At 72.2% G+C, this 15,009-nt stretch carries 15 protein-coding genes; 10 read left to right on the top strand and 5 right to left on the bottom strand.

Annotated features, from left to right (window positions below; genetic code table 11):
- The first annotated feature begins 11 nt into the window (after positions 1–11).
- The 10 genes from VHA73_02735 to VHA73_02690 all read left to right on the top strand — a co-directional run bounded on the left by VHA73_02735 (position 12) and on the right by VHA73_02690 (position 10,289).
- Positions 12–959: a dihydroorotate dehydrogenase gene (locus VHA73_02735; GenBank protein ID HVX16923.1), complete on the top strand. Its 948-nt coding sequence runs from the start codon at positions 12–14 to the stop codon at positions 957–959.
- On the top strand, positions 952–1,713 hold the full coding sequence (gene pyrF / locus VHA73_02730; GenBank protein ID HVX16922.1) for an orotidine-5'-phosphate decarboxylase: 762 nt from the start codon (positions 952–954) through the stop codon (positions 1,711–1,713). Before VHA73_02735 ends, pyrF begins: the two co-directional genes overlap by 8 nt.
- A 112-nt stretch (positions 1,714–1,825) precedes the next feature.
- A complete protein-coding gene (gene mihF / locus VHA73_02725) occupies positions 1,826–2,149 on the top strand; it encodes an integration host factor, actinobacterial type (GenBank protein HVX16921.1) in 324 nt (107 codons plus the stop codon).
- 47 nt (positions 2,150–2,196) lie between these two features.
- Positions 2,197–2,739, top strand: coding sequence for a cytidylate kinase family protein (locus VHA73_02720; GenBank protein HVX16920.1), 543 nt, complete (start codon positions 2,197–2,199; stop codon positions 2,737–2,739).
- Between the two features lie 154 nt (positions 2,740–2,893).
- Positions 2,894–4,156, top strand: a complete 1,263-nt coding sequence (locus VHA73_02715; GenBank protein ID HVX16919.1) for an MFS transporter — start codon at positions 2,894–2,896, stop codon at positions 4,154–4,156.
- Between the two features lie 278 nt (positions 4,157–4,434).
- The gene (gene rpoZ / locus VHA73_02710; GenBank protein HVX16918.1) at positions 4,435–4,779 is read left to right on the top strand and encodes a DNA-directed RNA polymerase subunit omega; all 345 of its coding nucleotides are present in this window, start codon (positions 4,435–4,437) and stop codon (positions 4,777–4,779) included.
- Positions 4,780–4,825: 46 nt separating this feature from the next.
- The gene (gene coaBC, locus VHA73_02705) at positions 4,826–6,070 is read left to right on the top strand and encodes a bifunctional phosphopantothenoylcysteine decarboxylase/phosphopantothenate--cysteine ligase CoaBC (GenBank protein HVX16917.1); all 1,245 of its coding nucleotides are present in this window, start codon (positions 4,826–4,828) and stop codon (positions 6,068–6,070) included.
- Positions 6,070–7,263, top strand: coding sequence for a methionine adenosyltransferase (metK, locus tag VHA73_02700; protein HVX16916.1), 1,194 nt, complete (start codon positions 6,070–6,072; stop codon positions 7,261–7,263). Before coaBC ends, metK begins: the two co-directional genes overlap by 1 nt.
- A 65-nt stretch (positions 7,264–7,328) precedes the next feature.
- Positions 7,329–9,179, top strand: a complete 1,851-nt coding sequence (locus VHA73_02695; protein ID HVX16915.1) for a hypothetical protein — start codon at positions 7,329–7,331, stop codon at positions 9,177–9,179.
- Between the two features lie 66 nt (positions 9,180–9,245).
- Positions 9,246–10,289 (top strand): phosphotransferase family protein, encoded by a 1,044-nt coding sequence (locus tag VHA73_02690; GenBank protein ID HVX16914.1) that lies wholly within the window; start codon positions 9,246–9,248, stop codon positions 10,287–10,289.
- Positions 10,290–10,600: 311 nt separating this feature from the next.
- Here the strand turns inward: VHA73_02690 and VHA73_02685 are convergent, their stop codons facing one another.
- From VHA73_02685 to VHA73_02665, 5 genes are read right to left on the bottom strand one after another with little or no spacing between them, the layout of a single operon-like run.
- Positions 10,601–11,899: an alpha/beta hydrolase-fold protein gene (locus VHA73_02685; protein HVX16913.1), complete on the bottom strand. Its 1,299-nt coding sequence runs from the start codon at positions 11,897–11,899 to the stop codon at positions 10,601–10,603.
- Positions 11,900–11,952: 53 nt separating this feature from the next.
- A complete protein-coding gene (locus VHA73_02680) occupies positions 11,953–12,915 on the bottom strand; it encodes an alpha/beta hydrolase (GenBank protein HVX16912.1) in 963 nt (320 codons plus the stop codon).
- Positions 12,912–13,730: a PhzF family phenazine biosynthesis isomerase gene (locus VHA73_02675; protein HVX16911.1), complete on the bottom strand. Its 819-nt coding sequence runs from the start codon at positions 13,728–13,730 to the stop codon at positions 12,912–12,914. Before VHA73_02675 ends, VHA73_02680 begins: the two co-directional genes overlap by 4 nt.
- Positions 13,730–14,293 (bottom strand): TrmH family RNA methyltransferase, encoded by a 564-nt coding sequence (locus tag VHA73_02670; GenBank protein ID HVX16910.1) that lies wholly within the window; start codon positions 14,291–14,293, stop codon positions 13,730–13,732. The genes VHA73_02675 and VHA73_02670 overlap by 1 nt, the downstream gene beginning before the upstream one ends.
- On the bottom strand, positions 14,290–14,985 hold the full coding sequence (locus tag VHA73_02665; protein HVX16909.1) for a methyltransferase: 696 nt from the start codon (positions 14,983–14,985) through the stop codon (positions 14,290–14,292). Before VHA73_02665 ends, VHA73_02670 begins: the two co-directional genes overlap by 4 nt.
- Between the last annotated feature and the right edge of the window lie 24 nt (positions 14,986–15,009).

Genomic DNA, 15,009 nt, shown 5'->3' with positions numbered 1-15,009 from the left:
ACTGGCGTCGGTTGAGGCGACCTTCACGGCACGCGCCGGCCGCCGTCGACCTGTCGACGACCGTCGGCGGGGTGCGGTTCCCGAACCCGGTGATGACGGCGTCGGGTACCGCAGGGCACGGCGCGGAGCTGCGGCACTTCTTCGACTTGTCGGCTCTCGGCGGGGTGGTCGTGAAGTCGTTGGCGGCGTTTCCCTGGGAGGGCAATGCCGCCCCGCGGGTGCACGAGACCCCCGGCGGCATGCTCAACAGCGTGGGCCTGCAAGGGCCGGGCGTCGAGTCGTGGCTCGCCCACGAGTTGCCCGATCTGCTGGCAGCGGGGTGCACCCGGATCGTCGCGTCGATCTGGGGGCGCAGCGTCGAGGAGTACGAAGCCGCCGCCCGGCTCCTGTCGAGCGCGCCGGGCGAGGTGGTGGCGGTCGAAGTCAACCTGTCGTGCCCGAACACCGAGGCCGGACGCCACTTGTTCGCGCACGACCCGGCCGCCGCCGCGGAAGTGGTGGCCGCCTCGGCCGCCCACGGCCGCCCCACGTGGGCCAAGCTCAGCCCCAACACCGATCGCCTGGTCGACGTCGCCGGCGCGGTGGCGGGCGCCGGCGCGGCTGCGGTGACGTTGGTGAACACGCTGCTCGGCTTGTCGATCGACCCGCACACCCGGACCGCCCGGCTCGGCAACGGTGGCGGCGGATTGTCGGGACCCGCCATCCACCCGGTCGCAGTGCGGGCGGTGCACGACGTGCATGCCGCGCTTGGCGACCTGCCGATCGTCGGCGTCGGAGGGATCGCCACGGCCGACGACGCGGTCGAGTTGTTGTTGGCCGGCGCGTCGGCCGTGCAGGTCGGCACCGCCACCTTCGCCCGACCGACCGCACCCCACGACGTGTTGACCTCACTGGAGCGATGGTGTCGCCGCGACGGCGTATCGTCGATCACCGAGCTGATCGGAGCTGCCCATGTCTGAGCCGACCTCTTGGCCCACCGCCGCTTCCGACGCCCCCGATCCCGCGGCGCTGTCCGACGATCCGGCGCGCGCCCGGTTGGCCATCGCGCTCGACGTCGACGACCTCGTCGTCGCCATCCGCATGGCCCGCGACCTGCGCCCGTGGTTCTCGGTGGCGAAAGTGGGCCTCGAGCTGTTCAGTGCGGTCGGGCCGGACGCCGTGACCGCCATGGCCGATCTCGGATACGACGTGTTCGCCGATCTCAAGTACCACGACATCCCGACCACCGTCGGCCGGGCGGCCCGCGTGACCGGCGCCCTCGGCGCCAAGTACCTCAACTTCCACGCGCAAGGCGGGGTCGACATGTTGCGGGCGGGGGTCGAGGGGTTCAAGCAGGGCGCCACCGACGCGGGCATGCCCGAACCGGTCGCCTTGGCGGTCACCATCTTGACCAGCGAGCCCGAGGCGCCGGCCGACGCGATGGCCACGCGCGTCGGCGCAGCGATCGAAGCGGGCTGCGACGGCGTGGTGTGCGGCGCACACGACGTGGCGGCCGTGCGCCAGCTCGCACCGGCCTTCGTGACGATGGTGCCGGGGATCCGCCCGGCGGGGGTCGACGACCACGACCAAGGTCGCCCCGGCACGCCCACCGAAGCGATCGGGGCCGGCGCCAGCGTGATCATCTTGGGCCGGGCCGTCACCCGCGCGGCCGACCCCGTAGCCGCGGCCACCGCGGTGCACGCCGAAGTGACCGCGGCGCTGACCCGGGCCTGACACCCCGGCTCGGTCGGAAGCGGCCGGGGGTTGGCGCCGAGGTGCGTCGCGCTGGCCGAGCCGGATCGTGAGTGCCCCGGACGTGCGAAGGAGGGCGGGGTAGGGTGCCACCATGCCTCAGCCGCCCTCCCTCACCCCCGAACAGCGTGCCGCCGCTCTGGAGAAGGCCGCTGCAGCCCGCCGGGCCCGTGCCGAGCTGAAGGAACGGCTCAAGATGGGGTCGCTCAGCTTGCGTGAGCTCTTCGGCAAGGCCGACAGCGACGACCACGTCGGCAAGATGAAAGTGCTGGCCGTGCTCGAATCGTTGCCCGGCGTCGGCAAGGTCAAGGCGCGCCGCACGATGGAGAAGCTCGGGATCGCCGAGAACCGCCGTGTGCGGGGCCTCGGCAACCAGCAGGTCAGCAACCTGCTCGACGAGTTCCCGCCTGATCACTGACTGCCCCGGCCGGCTGACCTCCTGATCGCCCCAGGGCGGACGCGCGCGTGTTGATCACCATCTCGGGCCTTCCCGGGTCCGGCACGAGCACCGTGGCGAAGGCGGTGGCGGCCGAGCTGGGCCTCGAGCACCTCGACGGCGGCACCGTGTTTCGGGCCATGGCCAAAGAGCACGGTCTCGGGTTGCACGCCTTCGGCGAGCTCGCGCAGCGCGATTCGTCCATCGACGTGACCCTCGACGAGCGGTTGGCCGAACGGGCGCGGGCCGGCGATGTCGTGCTCGAGTCGCGCCTGGCCGGCTGGATCGCCCGTCAGGACGACTTGGCCGCGGTGAAGGTGTGGATCAACTGTGACGAGCAGGTCCGCGCGGAGCGGGTGGGGGCCCGCGACTCGCAGGACCCGGCCGACGCGCTGGCGGTCAACCGGGCGCGCGAAGCGTCCGAACGCCAGCGGTATGCGACGTACTACGGCATCGACTTGGCCGTGCTCGACATCTACGACCTCGTCCTCGACTCGTCCACCCGCCCCGCTGCCGACCTCGTCGCCGCCATCGTCGCCGCCGCCCCCTCCGCCCCCAATCCCGAGGTGTGAGCACTTGACCACCTCACCGGTGGCGAGGTGCTCACAGCAGGACGGGAATCGGGAAATGGACGGTGCGGTTCGCGGTCCCGGCAGATAGTTTACCTGGTGAAGGATTGGAGCGGACACGGACGAGGCGAACCAGACGAACCGGGTCAAGACGGCCATGGGGCGCACGTTCTCGTCGCTCCACACGCGGAACTTCCGGTTGTTCTTCATCGGTCAGCTCATCTCGAACACCGGCAACTGGCTGACGATCGTCGCGCTCACGCTGCTGGTGCTCCACCTCACCGGCAGCGGCGTGGCGGTCGGCGCCGTGGCCGCCTGCCAGTACGGCCCGATCCTGTTGCTGTCCGCGTGGGCCGGCGCCATCGCCGACCGCTCGAACAAGCTGCGGCTGCTGAAGACCACCCAGGCGCTCGAGATGTGCCAGTCGTTCGCGCTCGGCGCGCTGGCGTTCCAGCGAAACCCACCGCTGACCTGGCTGTTCGTCACCGCCGCTGCGGGCGGGGTGTTGCTGGCGTTCGACAACCCGGTGCGACGGTCGTTCGTGACCGAGATGGTGGCGTCGGACGAGATCCCGAACGCGGTGCTGCTGTACAGCGCGCTGGTCAATGCGTCGCGCATCTTCGGCCCGGCGCTGGCCGGCCTGCTGGTCGTGACGGTGGGTTACGGCTGGAGCTTCACCCTCGACGCGACGTCGTACGTGGCCGTCCTCGTGGCCCTGTTCATGATGCGACCCGCGGAGCTGCGGACCGTGCCGGTGACCCCGAGGGGGAAGGGGCAGGTCCGGGCCGGCATCCGCTACGTCTCCCAAGTGCCCGACTTGTGGATCCCGTTCGCCATGCTCGGCGTGATCGGGCTGCTGGGCTACAACTTCAGCGTCGTGCTGCCCTTGCTCGTGGAGCACTCGCTGGGCGGCGGCGACGGCACGTTCACGTTGGTGTACTCGGTGTACGGGCTGGGGGCGCTCGTGAGCGCCCTGGTCGCGGCGCACCGCAACCGGGTCAGCGTCCGGGTGATCGTGGTCGGCTCGCTCGCGCTCGGCTCGACGATGTTGGTGCTGTCCGCGGTGCCCAACATCGCCACGGCGTTCCCGGTCGTGTTCGTGCTCGGGGTCGCCAGCCTGATCTACATGACGGCCACCACCGCCATCGTGCAGGTGCGGGCCGATCCCGCCATGCACGGACGGGTGCTTGCGCTGCAGAGCGTGCTGCTGATCGGCACGACGCCGATCGGCGGGCCGATCCTCGGGTGGGTTGCCGACTTGATCAACGCCCGAGCGCCGCTCGTCCTGGGCGGTGTGGCCACGATCTCGGCCGGCGTGTGGGGTTGGTGGACCGTGCGGCGGCTCCACGTCGACGAGGCACCGCGTCCGGTGGCCGAGCCCGAGCTCTCCGAAGTCGTCGAGGCCAGCGGCGCGAGCTGATCCGGGAAGGAGTGGCGCGGCGGCGGACGCCCGGCGCGTCACGGCCCGAGCGCCGCCATTTCGGTGCGATTCGTGCAGAAGTGGCTGAATGCTCGCCAAGATCCTCCGAATCGCACGGTCCTGGCTGCCCGCGCCAGACGATCCGGGCGGGTGGGACGTCATCTCGCTGCGCGGAAGTCGTCCTCGCGGGGGTCGGGTTGGTAACCTTGCCTGTCCCGTCCGGACGCCGTCGGCGCGCTGGTACGGGTGCAAGTTCCCCCGAGTGAACGAGCGGTGAGATGGCCTGGGAGCACGACACGATGATGAACCCCCGCGTCGAGGATCTCCTCGAGCGCGCCGGGTCCAAGTTCCACTTGGTCACGCTGGCGTCCAAGCGCGCCCGTCAGATCAACTCGTACTTCGGGCAGCTCGGTGAGGGCCTCGGGTCGGTCGTCCCGCCGCAGGTCACGAGCTCGGCGCGCAAGCCGCTGTCGATAGCGTTCGAGGAGATCGCTGCCGACAAGATCGTGCCGGGCGAGCCCGAGCCGCTCGCTGACGAGGTCGACGAGGCAGCCGACGGCGAAGCTGGCGCACCCGCCCTCGAGGTGGTCGCCACCGACCCGTCGGGCGACGAGGCGGAGTAGGCCCGACCCTCCCGGTCCGGCGCCGCGCCGTCCCCCGACTGGCCCCATGCCCGCATCTCCGCCGAGCCCGCTGTCGGGCAAGCGCGTGGTGCTCGGCGTCACCGGCGGCATCGCCGCGTACAAAGCCATCGAGGTGTGCCGTCGCCTCGTCGACGCCGGGGCCCACGTGTCACCGGTGCTCACGAGAGGCGCGCTGCGGTTCGTGGGCGCCACCACGTTCTCTGCGCTGGCCTCGGAGGCGGCGCAGACGAGCTTGTTCGACGAAGCCGATCCGATTCCGCACACCCGGCTCGGCCAGGCGGCCGACCTGGTGATCGTGGCGCCCGCCACCGCACGGCTGCTCGGTGCGTACACGGCCGGCATCTCCTCTGATCTGCTCACCGCCACGCTGCTCGCCACCCGGGCGCCGGTACTGGTCTGCCCGGCGATGCACACCGAGATGTGGGAGCACCCTGCCGTCCAGCACAACCTCTCGGTGCTGCGCAGCCGTGGTGTCCACGTGGTCGACCCCGAAGCCGGTCGTCTGGCGGGCGGCGACGTCGGCCTGGGGCGGCTCGCGTCGCCGGAGTCGATCATGGCCGCCGCCGAAGCCGTGGTGGGCCCCCGCGACCTCGACGGCGCCTCCGTGCTGGTCACGGCGGGCGGCACCCGAGAGCCCGTCGACCCGGTCCGCTTCCTCGGGAACCGGTCGTCGGGCAAGCAGGGGCACGCGGTGGCGGCCGAAGCAGCGCATCGAGGCGCCAAGGTCGTCCTCGTCACGACGGCACCGTTCGCCGGGCAGCCCCCCGAAGTCGAGGTCGTGCGGGTCGAGACCGCCCAGGAGATGCACGACGCGGTCGTGGCCCGGTCCGCAGCGGCCGATGTGATCGTGATGGCGGCCGCAGTGGCCGACTTCCGGCCCGTCGCCGTGCACCCCGACAAGCTCAAGAAGGCCGACGGCGTCCCAGAGATCCGTCTCGAACCGACGCCCGACATCCTGGCGGCGCTCGGGCAGGCGAAGCAGCCCGGGCAGACCCTCGTCGGCTTCGCTGCCGAGACCACCGATCTGGTCGCCAACGCCGCCGACAAGCTGGCGCGCAAGGGTGCGGACTTCATCGTGGCGAATGATGTGAGCGCACCACAGGTGGGCTTCGAGCACGACACCAACGCAGTCGTCGTGCTCACTGCGAGCGGCGCGCGCCATGATGTGCCGCTGGCGGACAAGCGGTCTGTGGCCCGCACGATCTTGGATCTGGTGGTGGAAGCACGTGCTCCCGCGGCCGGATCCACCGACAACCTCAGGAGTCAGTAGTGACCAGCTGGACCTTCACCTCGGAATCGGTCACCGAGGGCCATCCCGACAAGATGGCCGACCAGATCTCGGATTCGATCCTCGACGCGATCCTCGAACAGGACCCGCAGGCCAGGGTCGCGTGCGAGACGCTGGTGACCACCGGCCTGGCCATGGTCGCGGGCGAGATCACCACCACTGCATATGTGGAGATCCCGTCGATCGTGCGCGAGGCCATCAAGACCATCGGCTATGACCGTGAGTCGGTCGGCTTCGACGGCAACACGTGTGGCGTGCTGACCTCGATCGACCCGCAGTCGCCCGACATCGCCCAAGGTGTCGACACGGCCTTCGAGACCCGCTCGGGCCAATCCGGCGAGGACCTGCTCAACAGCCAGGGCGCCGGCGACCAGGGGATGATGTTCGGTTACGCCTGCGACGAGACCGACGACCTCATGCCGCTGCCGATCTGGCTGGCGCACCGCCTCGCCGAGCGTCTCGCCGAAGTCCGCAAGGCCGGCATCCTCCCGTACCTGCGGCCGGACGGGAAGACCCAGGTCACCCTCGACTACGTCGACGGCGTGCCGACCGCCCTCAAGACGGTGCTCATCTCGACCCAACACGACCCGGGCATCGACGCCGAGACCATGATCAAGCCCGACTTGACCGAGCACGTGATCCGTCCGTTGCTGCCGCCGCAGTTCGCCGACGACGACTTCGACGTCTACGTGAACCCCACCGGCGTGTTCGAGCTCGGCGGCCCCCACGCCGACTGCGGGCTCACCGGCCGCAAGATCATCGTCGACACGTACGGCGGCGCGGCCCGCCACGGTGGCGGGGCGTTCTCGGGCAAGGACCCGTCGAAGGTCGACCGATCGGCGGCGTACGCCACCCGCTGGGTTGCCAAGAACCTCGTGGCTGCCGGCGCCGCCAAGCGCGCCGAGGTGCAGGTCGCGTACGCCATCGGAGTCGCCCACCCCGTGTCGGTCATGGTCGACACGTTCGGCACCGAGACGGTCGACCCCGCCAAGATCACCGCAGCCGTGCGGGACGTGTTCGACCTGCGGCCGGCGGCGATCTTGCGCGACCTCGAGCTGCGACGGCCGATCTACAAGAAGACCGCGGCGTACGGCCACTTCGGTCGTCCCGACAAGGAGTTCAGCTGGGAGCAGACCACGCGGGTCGACGACGTGCGATCCGCGCTCGGGCTCTGAGCGAACAGGCCGAGTCCTCGCCGCCGGACGAGGAGCAGCCGCTGGCCGTCCGGGTCCTGCCCGACGTGCCGGCCATCAACAAGGAGTTCGACTACCTGGTCCCGGGTGACCTCCGGGGCCAGGTGCGCGTCGGGACCCAGGTCCGGCTGGTCCTCAACGGGCGTCCCGTCGGCGGGTGGATCACGGCCGTCGGTGTGGACCCACCTGCTGGCCTCCGCTTGCGGCCGATCACCAAGGTCCGCGGGTGGGGTCCGCCCGCGGAGCTCGTCGAGCTCGCTGGCTGGGCTGCCTGGCGCTGGGCCGGGCGGCGGGCGACGTTCTTGCGCACCGCGTCGCCACCTGTCGCGGTCCGGTCGTTGCCCCCACCGCCGGGACCGGTGGCGCCACTGGTCGCGCCAGGTGGCCCGGCCGACGGGTTGGTGGCCGACGCGCTGTCCGTCGCCGGTGGAGCCGGGGGGCCGCGCCCGGCGGTGGTGCGCTGGCCGCCGGCAAGCGACCCGTATCCGCTGGTGGTCGAAGCGGCGAGCCGTGCGCTGTCGATCGGCGGCCGAGAGCCGGGCGGTGCGGGCCGTCGGCCCACGGCGCTGATCGTCGGCCCCGATGTCGCCGCAGCGCGTCATCTCGGGCTGCGTCTCCGGCGAGGTGGCCTCCCCGTGGCGATCGTCGCCCACGACCGGCCCGGCGCGGCCGCAGGCGGTGAGTGGGCCCGGGCGGCCGCGGGCGGTTGCGTGGTGGTCGGCGCCCGCGCCGCGGCCTGGGCCCCGGCCCCGGACCTGGCGCTCGCGGTCGTGCTCGACGAGCACGACGAGACGTTGCAGGAGGAGCGTGCGCCCACCTGGCACGCGCGCGACGTCGTGGTCGAACGGGCGCGGCGCGCCGGCGCGCCGTGCTTGTTGGTGTCGCCCTGTCCGTCGCTCGAAGCCCGACGAGCCGGCACGGTCCTGGCACCAGGCCGCGCCACGGAGCGAGCAGGTTGGCCGGTGGTCGACGTCGTCGACCGGCGCAGCGACGATCCCACCATCGCCCGTTCGCTGATCTCGCCTCGTCTCGCCGAAGCCGTCGCCAGCGGGGCGCGGGTCGTGTGCATGTTGAACCGCACCGGCCGCTCGCGCTTGTCAGCCTGCGCCGTGTGCGGCGACCTCGCGCGGTGCGAGCACTGCGGCGCGGCAGTGGTCGCCGACGACGATGGCCGCTTCCGGTGCACCCGGTGCGGTACCGCCCGTCCCGAAGTGTGCGCGAGCTGCGGCGCCACCCGCTTCAAGGTCCTGCGACCCGGTGTCACCCGGTTGCGTGAGGAGCTCGAGGCGCTGGCGGGGGAGCCGGTCGTGGAGCTCACCGGCGCCGACTCGGACACGGGTGATCCCGTCACGGCTCGGGTCGTGGTGGGCACGGAGGCCGTGCTGCACCGGGTGGAGTTCGCCGAAGTGGTGGCCTACGTCGACTTCGACCAGGAACTGACCGCGCCGCGCTACCGCGCCGCAGAGCAGGCGCTGGCGTTGCTCGTGCGCGGGGCTCGGCTCGTGGGTGGGCGAGGCGGCGCTGGCCGTGACCCGGCCGGACGACCCGGCCGCCTGCTGGTGCAGACGCGCATCCCCGACCACGTCGCGATCCGCGCCGCGCTGCACGCCGACCCTGACCGGTTGGCGGAGACCGAAGCAGGGCTGCGGGCCGCGTTGCGCTTTCCGCCCGCGGCGGCGCTGGCACTGGTGTCGGGCCCGGCCGCTCCGGCGTTCGCCGAGCGGGCCGCTGCCGCGCTGGCCGGCAGCGTCGATTCGGCGGCCGTGGAGCTGCTCGGTCCCGACGACGGCGCCTGGTTGCTGCGCGCCCCGGACCATCGAGCGTTGTGCGACACCTTGGCCGCGGTGGCCCGCCCGCCCGGCCGGCTGCGCATCGAGGTCAACCCGCCCCGCATCTGAGCGACCGGGCGACAGCGCCGTACAGTCGCGCCTCATGCGCAACGTCGTCTCCCCGAGACCGCCGCGGTGACGGTCAACGACGCGACCGTCGCGGTGGCCGATGCTGGCGCGCTCGCAGCCTGGCTGCGCGCCAACGTCGACGACATCCCCGACGCGCCCGCCGAGCTCGAACTCATCAGCGGGGGGCACTCGAACCTCACCGTCGGCGTGCGGATGGGGGATCGCGACTTGGTCCTGCGCCGGCCGCCGGTCGGCGCGTTCTTGCCTTCTGCCAACGACATGCAGCGCGAGCACACGTTCCTGGCCGCGCTGGCGTCCACTCGGGTACCGACCCCACGCCCGTTCGGCATCTGCGACGACCCGGAGGTGCTCGGCGCGCCGTTCTACGTCATGGAGCGGTTGCACGGCGTGGTGCCGCACGATCCCTCCGCGCTCGCCGGTCTGTCGGAGGTGGACGGGCGGCGCTTGAGCACGAGCATCGCCGACGTGCTGGCCGACCTGCACGCCGTTGACCCGGACGCCGTCGGCCTCGGCGGCGTGGCCAAGCGCACCGGCTACCTGGAGCGCCAGGTCCGGCGTTGGGTCGACCAGTACCGCCGGTCGGTCGACGGCGACCGCGAGCCGGCGATCGAAGAGCTGGCCGCCGTGCTGGAGAAGTCGCTGCCGGCTTCACCGCCGTCGACGATCGTGCACGGCGACTACCGGTTGGGCAACTTGATGGTCGACGTCGCCGACCGGGCGCGCATCATCGGGGTGTTCGACTGGGAGATGGCCACGCTCGGCGACCCGCTCGCCGATGTCGGTTACACGTTGCTGTACTGGGGCAGCCGCGATCGTCCGCTGATCCACCCCAGCCAGGCCTGCGCCGATCTGCCGGGGTTCCTGACCGCCGGTGAGCTCACCGAGAGGTACGCGGCGCAGTCCGGGCGACCGGTCGAGCAGGTCACGTTCTACGTGGTGTTGGCCGCGTTCAAGCTGGCGATCATCGGGCTCGGCCACCGCGCCCTGCAGCGCCGTGCCGGAGGTGGAGCCAGTGGCCCAGAACCCGATTCGCCCAAAGGCCCGTCGCTGCCGGAGTGGGCGTTGGCGCAGTGGCGCGCCGCCCAGTGACCGGGCGGGGTGGTGGTGGCGCCGGAGCGCGACCCACTGACAGGGCGGGCTCGCCGCGTACCGTCGGCTGCAGGCGCGGGCAACCGGCCGTCCGATCGTGATCGCCAGCATCGATCTCGCGTGACGGGCGTCGTTCGCGGGTGGCCACCCCGTCGAGCAGTACGCCCGGTTGCGCGAGCACGATCCGGTCCACTGGCATGCCGAGCCCGACGGATCGGGCTGTTGGGCGGTGGCTGCCGCCGACCTTCATCTCCTGCCCCGAGCACCTCCGGGTTCGCCGTCGCCGAACCTGACCTTCCTTCCGGCGTCGTTCACGACGCGGCGCAGCGGGTGTCGAGCGCGGTGATGGTGACCGGGGTCCGCGCGTGCACGGTGCAGCCACGGGCGGTGCGGATGGTGACCGCGGAGCCCGCGTCGCTGATCGTCAGCGTGGAACCGGATCGCTCGAAGCGCGCGACGCGCGCCGGCGGCCGATCGAACCGGTACGTGAGATCCCACAGCTGCCCGTGGGTGGCGATCGTGTCGTTGTGCCAGCTGGTGGGCTGGGAGGTCACCGGCGCGAACGGCCCCCAGGCGAGCATGGCCCGGATCTCCTCGGCGAACGTCGGGATGTCGTGGCCGCCGAGTTGCTCGCGGTACGTCGAGTGCAGCCCCGCCTGCTCGAGCGCGCGGTGGTAGCTCTGGTTCATCGGGTAGATCACCAGCGACTCCGCGTACGCGCCTGCCCCGCCCTCGCGCGAGCCGCCGTTCAGCATGTCGCGCAGGCCCGGCAAGCTGGTGGCGCCGTAGCCGGTGCTCTGGAAGATGCGGGTGTGGGCGAGGTTCTCCACGAGCTGCGCCGGGCTGTGGCCCTCGAAGTACGGGCTGCCGGGCGGCCCGTCGACGGGTAGCGGGTCATCGTCGCCTTTGAGCGGTGCGAACGCGAGCAGCCCCATGGCCGGCTCGGCGATCGGCGAGAAGTAGCGGAGGTCGACGAAGCCCGAGAGGGTGGAGACGGAGCCGAAGAAGCCGGGCAGCCGCCCGGCCAGGTACACCGCGCCCAAGCCGCCCATCGAGATGCCCATCAGCGCGTGGTAGCGGCGCTGGGGGAGGATCGGGTAGCGGGAGGTGATCGTCGGGAGCACGTCGTCGAGGAAGTACGTCTCCCACGACGGGTTGCCGCGCTGGCCGCCGTTCCACCAGTCGGTGTACCAGCCGCTGCCGCCTTCGGGCATCACGACGATGGCGTTCAGATGCTCGAACTGCTTGACGAGCCCAGTGGCGGTGAACCAGTAGTAGTCGCAGTTCAGCCCGTGCAGGGCGACGAGCAGCGGGTACCGGCGGGACGGGTCGTAACCGGCAGGCAGCATGACCTGGGCGCGCGGCGGGCCCGCGTAGTGCAGCCACTTCGAGTCGACGTGGCCGTGGCGGGCCGGGATCGTGATCGTCACGAGCTTGGGTTTCGCGGTCGTGCCCGTCGCCCGCGTCGCCGCGGCAGCCGCCCGCGGGTGTCCGACCGGCGAAAGGCCGGACAAGGCGCCGAGCATCGCCGCGAGCGCGAGCGCGGCGGTCACGAACATGGCCGCGATGCGGCGCAGCGCGGTTTGGTGCGGTCGACGCGTGAACGACATGAGCGTCAGGTTCGCACCCCGGGCCGCGGTGACCTGCCGGAGGCCCTCGGCCACTACGTCGCCCGGGTCGCGTGGACGAGGTCGCGGATCACGCCGGCCGTGGTCACCGCGCCAGGCTCACCCATGACCACCGTGTAGTGGTTGGTGTGCGGGGCGTCGACCAGCGACGTGTCCGCCCGCGCCGCGAGAAGGGGGTCGACCGCGGCAGGCGGGAGCAGGACTGCGTCGTCGTCGAGCAGCCCACGCGCGGCGCGCACCAGCACGGCCGGGCCCGTGGTTCGCCCCAGTGCGTCGCGCACGTGGTCGTCGACCACCAGCTCGGTGCCGTCGGCCCGGATGGCGTCGGCCACCACGCTGGAGCGCCACGCGAAGCCGGACCCCACCAGGTCGGCCATGAGGCAGGCGCGCTGATCGCGGTCGAGCCCGCCGCGGAAGGCAGGGTGGGCCGCCCATTCGGCGAGGTAGGTGTCGCGGTCGGGGTACGTCTTGGCCAAGCGGGCGAGCGCCGGGCCGAGCACCGCGGTCATGACCTGATCGGGGTCCGCCCCGTGGTCGAACGCCAGCGGGAGCGACACGCCGCCGTCGACCAGCACGAGACCGGCGACCCGTTCGGGCGCGGTTTCGGCGGCGAGCGCCACGACCCACGCGCCCATCGAGTGCCCGACCAGCACGCACCGCTGGACGCCGAGGTGGTCGAGCACGGCGAGCACGTCGGCGGCGTGACGGCGCAGCCCCCACGGCCCGGGAAGCCCGGCGGACAGGACCCGGCCGCGCAGGTCGGGCGCCGCCACGGAGCACGGGCGATCGGTGTCACCCGCGAGCAGGCGGGCGACTTTGGCCCACGACAAGTGGTTGCTCGTGATGCCGTGGACGGCGACCACGGTCGGCGCGCCCGGGTCGGCAGCTCGCCAGATCCCCCCGCGCAGGTCACCGCCGTCGACGGGCAGGGTCAGCGCGTCGGGCTGCGCGACTGCAACCGGGCCCGGTACGTCGTCAGCTCGGCGTGCGGTGGTCATCGCGGATCGACCAGGAAGTCGATCTCCGACACGGTCACCGCTTGGCCGGCCAGGATCACGCGCTCGCCGTCGAGGTGCATGCCGACCAGTCCACCACGCAACGATGCCTGCTCACCGACGAGGTCGACCCGCCCCACCCGCGCGGACCACCACGGCGCCAGCGCGCAGTGGGCCGACCCGGTGACCGGGTCCTCCGGAATGCCGGCACCAGGTGCGAACACCCGCGAGACGCAGTCGATGCCATCGATGTCACCGGCCGCGGTGACCACCAACATGTGGGCGCCGATGCGCTCGATCTCGCGCAGGTCGGGGGCCAGATCGCGCACTTGCTCGGCTGAGCCCAACTCGACCAGCAGGCTGGCACCGTGGCCGAACTCGGCCACCTCGAGGATCTCGCCGCGGCTGATGCCCTCGGTGGGCTCACCCACCCCGAGGGCCACTTCGAGTCCCGCAGGGGCCCGCACGGTACTGGGCCGCGTGGCGGGGAAGTCGAGGGCGATCCAGCCGTCGGCCGAAGGGGTGGCCTCGAGCACTCCGGACCGGGTGTGGAAGCGGGCCGGCACCGCCAGCACGTGCGCCGTGGCGAGCGTGGCGTGACCGCAGAGCGGCACTTCGACGGTAGGGGTGAACCAACGGAGGTCGTAGTCGCCGTCGGCGCGGCGAACCGCGAACGCCGTCTCGGCGAGGTTCATCTCGGCCGCCACGGCACGCATCCACTCGAGGGGCGGTTCCTCGTCGAGCACGCAGACCGCCGCGGGGTTTCCCCTGAAGGGGGTGTCGGTGAAGGCGTCGACCACCCGCAGCACCACACCCATCACGCTTCCTCCACCGGCTCGGCGGCGCCGACCTGGGCGCCGGCCGCCCAACCCTGCCGCCGCACTTCGTACATGCCGATCGCGGCCGCCTGCGCCACGTTGAGCGACCCGACGCGACCCACTTGCGGCACGTACACGACCTGGTCGCAGGCATCGAGCGCGGCGGGCGACAAGCCGCGGTCCTCGTGGCCGATGGCGAGGCACACCGGGCCCGACAGGTCCGTTTCGTGGGCTGGTGTCGCGCCGCCGGCCAGCTCGAGGCCGACCACCAGGTAACCCGCGGACCGGGCGGCCTCGGCGGCCGCCCCGGCGGTGGGGACGCGGTGCCAGTCGAGGTAGCGCTCGGTGCCCAGCGCGATCTTGGCGACTTTCGCCACCTCGGGCCCGGGCGTGTCGGACACGGCCCAGATGTCCTCCACTCGCAAGACGGCGGCGGTGCGGATGATGGAGCCCACGTTGAACGGTTGCTGGAGGCGGTCCAGCACCAGCGCGACCCGCTGGTCAGTGCGGCGCCGCCATGTGCGGTTCAATCGCTTCTGGTCGGTCGAACCGAGTTGCTTCATGTGCTCGATTCTCGCCCGCCCACGGGCCCGGTCGACCGCGGTTTCACGTCGAGCAGCCGGTAGCCGCCCTTTGAGGCGCGCCGGGCGACCTGCCAGCCCTGCTGCGTCAGCCAGCGTGCGAGCGAGTCGGCGCCCAGGTGGCGCTGCACCACCAGGGCCGCGGTTCCGCCGCGCGCCAGCCGACCGAGCCACTGGGTCAGCAGCTCGTGGAGCGCTCGCTTGCCGATCCGGATCGGCGGGTTCGACCACAGCGCCGCCACCTGGAGGTCGGCCGGCACCTCGTCGGGCGCCACCACCCGCACTTGCTTGCTCACCCCCGCCGCGGCGGCGTTCTCGACGCACAGCTCGCGGGCGCGCTCGTTCACTTCGACCGCCCACACCGTGGCCCCGGGCGCCCGCCGCGCCAACGTGACGGCGATCGGGCCGTAACCCGCACCCAGGTCGACCAGGTCGACGGCTCCTTGCGGCAGCGGTGGCCCGTCGAGGAGCAACGCCTTGGTGCCTGCGTCGACCCGTTCGGCTGCGAACACGCCACGATCGGTGACCAGCTCGACGTGAAGGTCGGGAAGCACGAGCCGCACCGTCGACCGGCGCGACCTGGCGGTGGGCGACGCGGTGAAGTAGTGGCTGCCCGCGGCAGCTGGCGGAGGGCCACCTGGGTCTCCGGAGGGGTCGGCAGGTCGGGGCCTCACCGGCCAAACGGTAGCCTTGGAGGT

The organism is Acidimicrobiales bacterium (assembly GCA_035547835.1).
Classification (GTDB): domain Bacteria; phylum Actinomycetota; class Acidimicrobiia; order Acidimicrobiales; family Iamiaceae; genus DASZTW01.
This window is presented reverse-complemented; position numbering and strand designations above follow the sequence as displayed.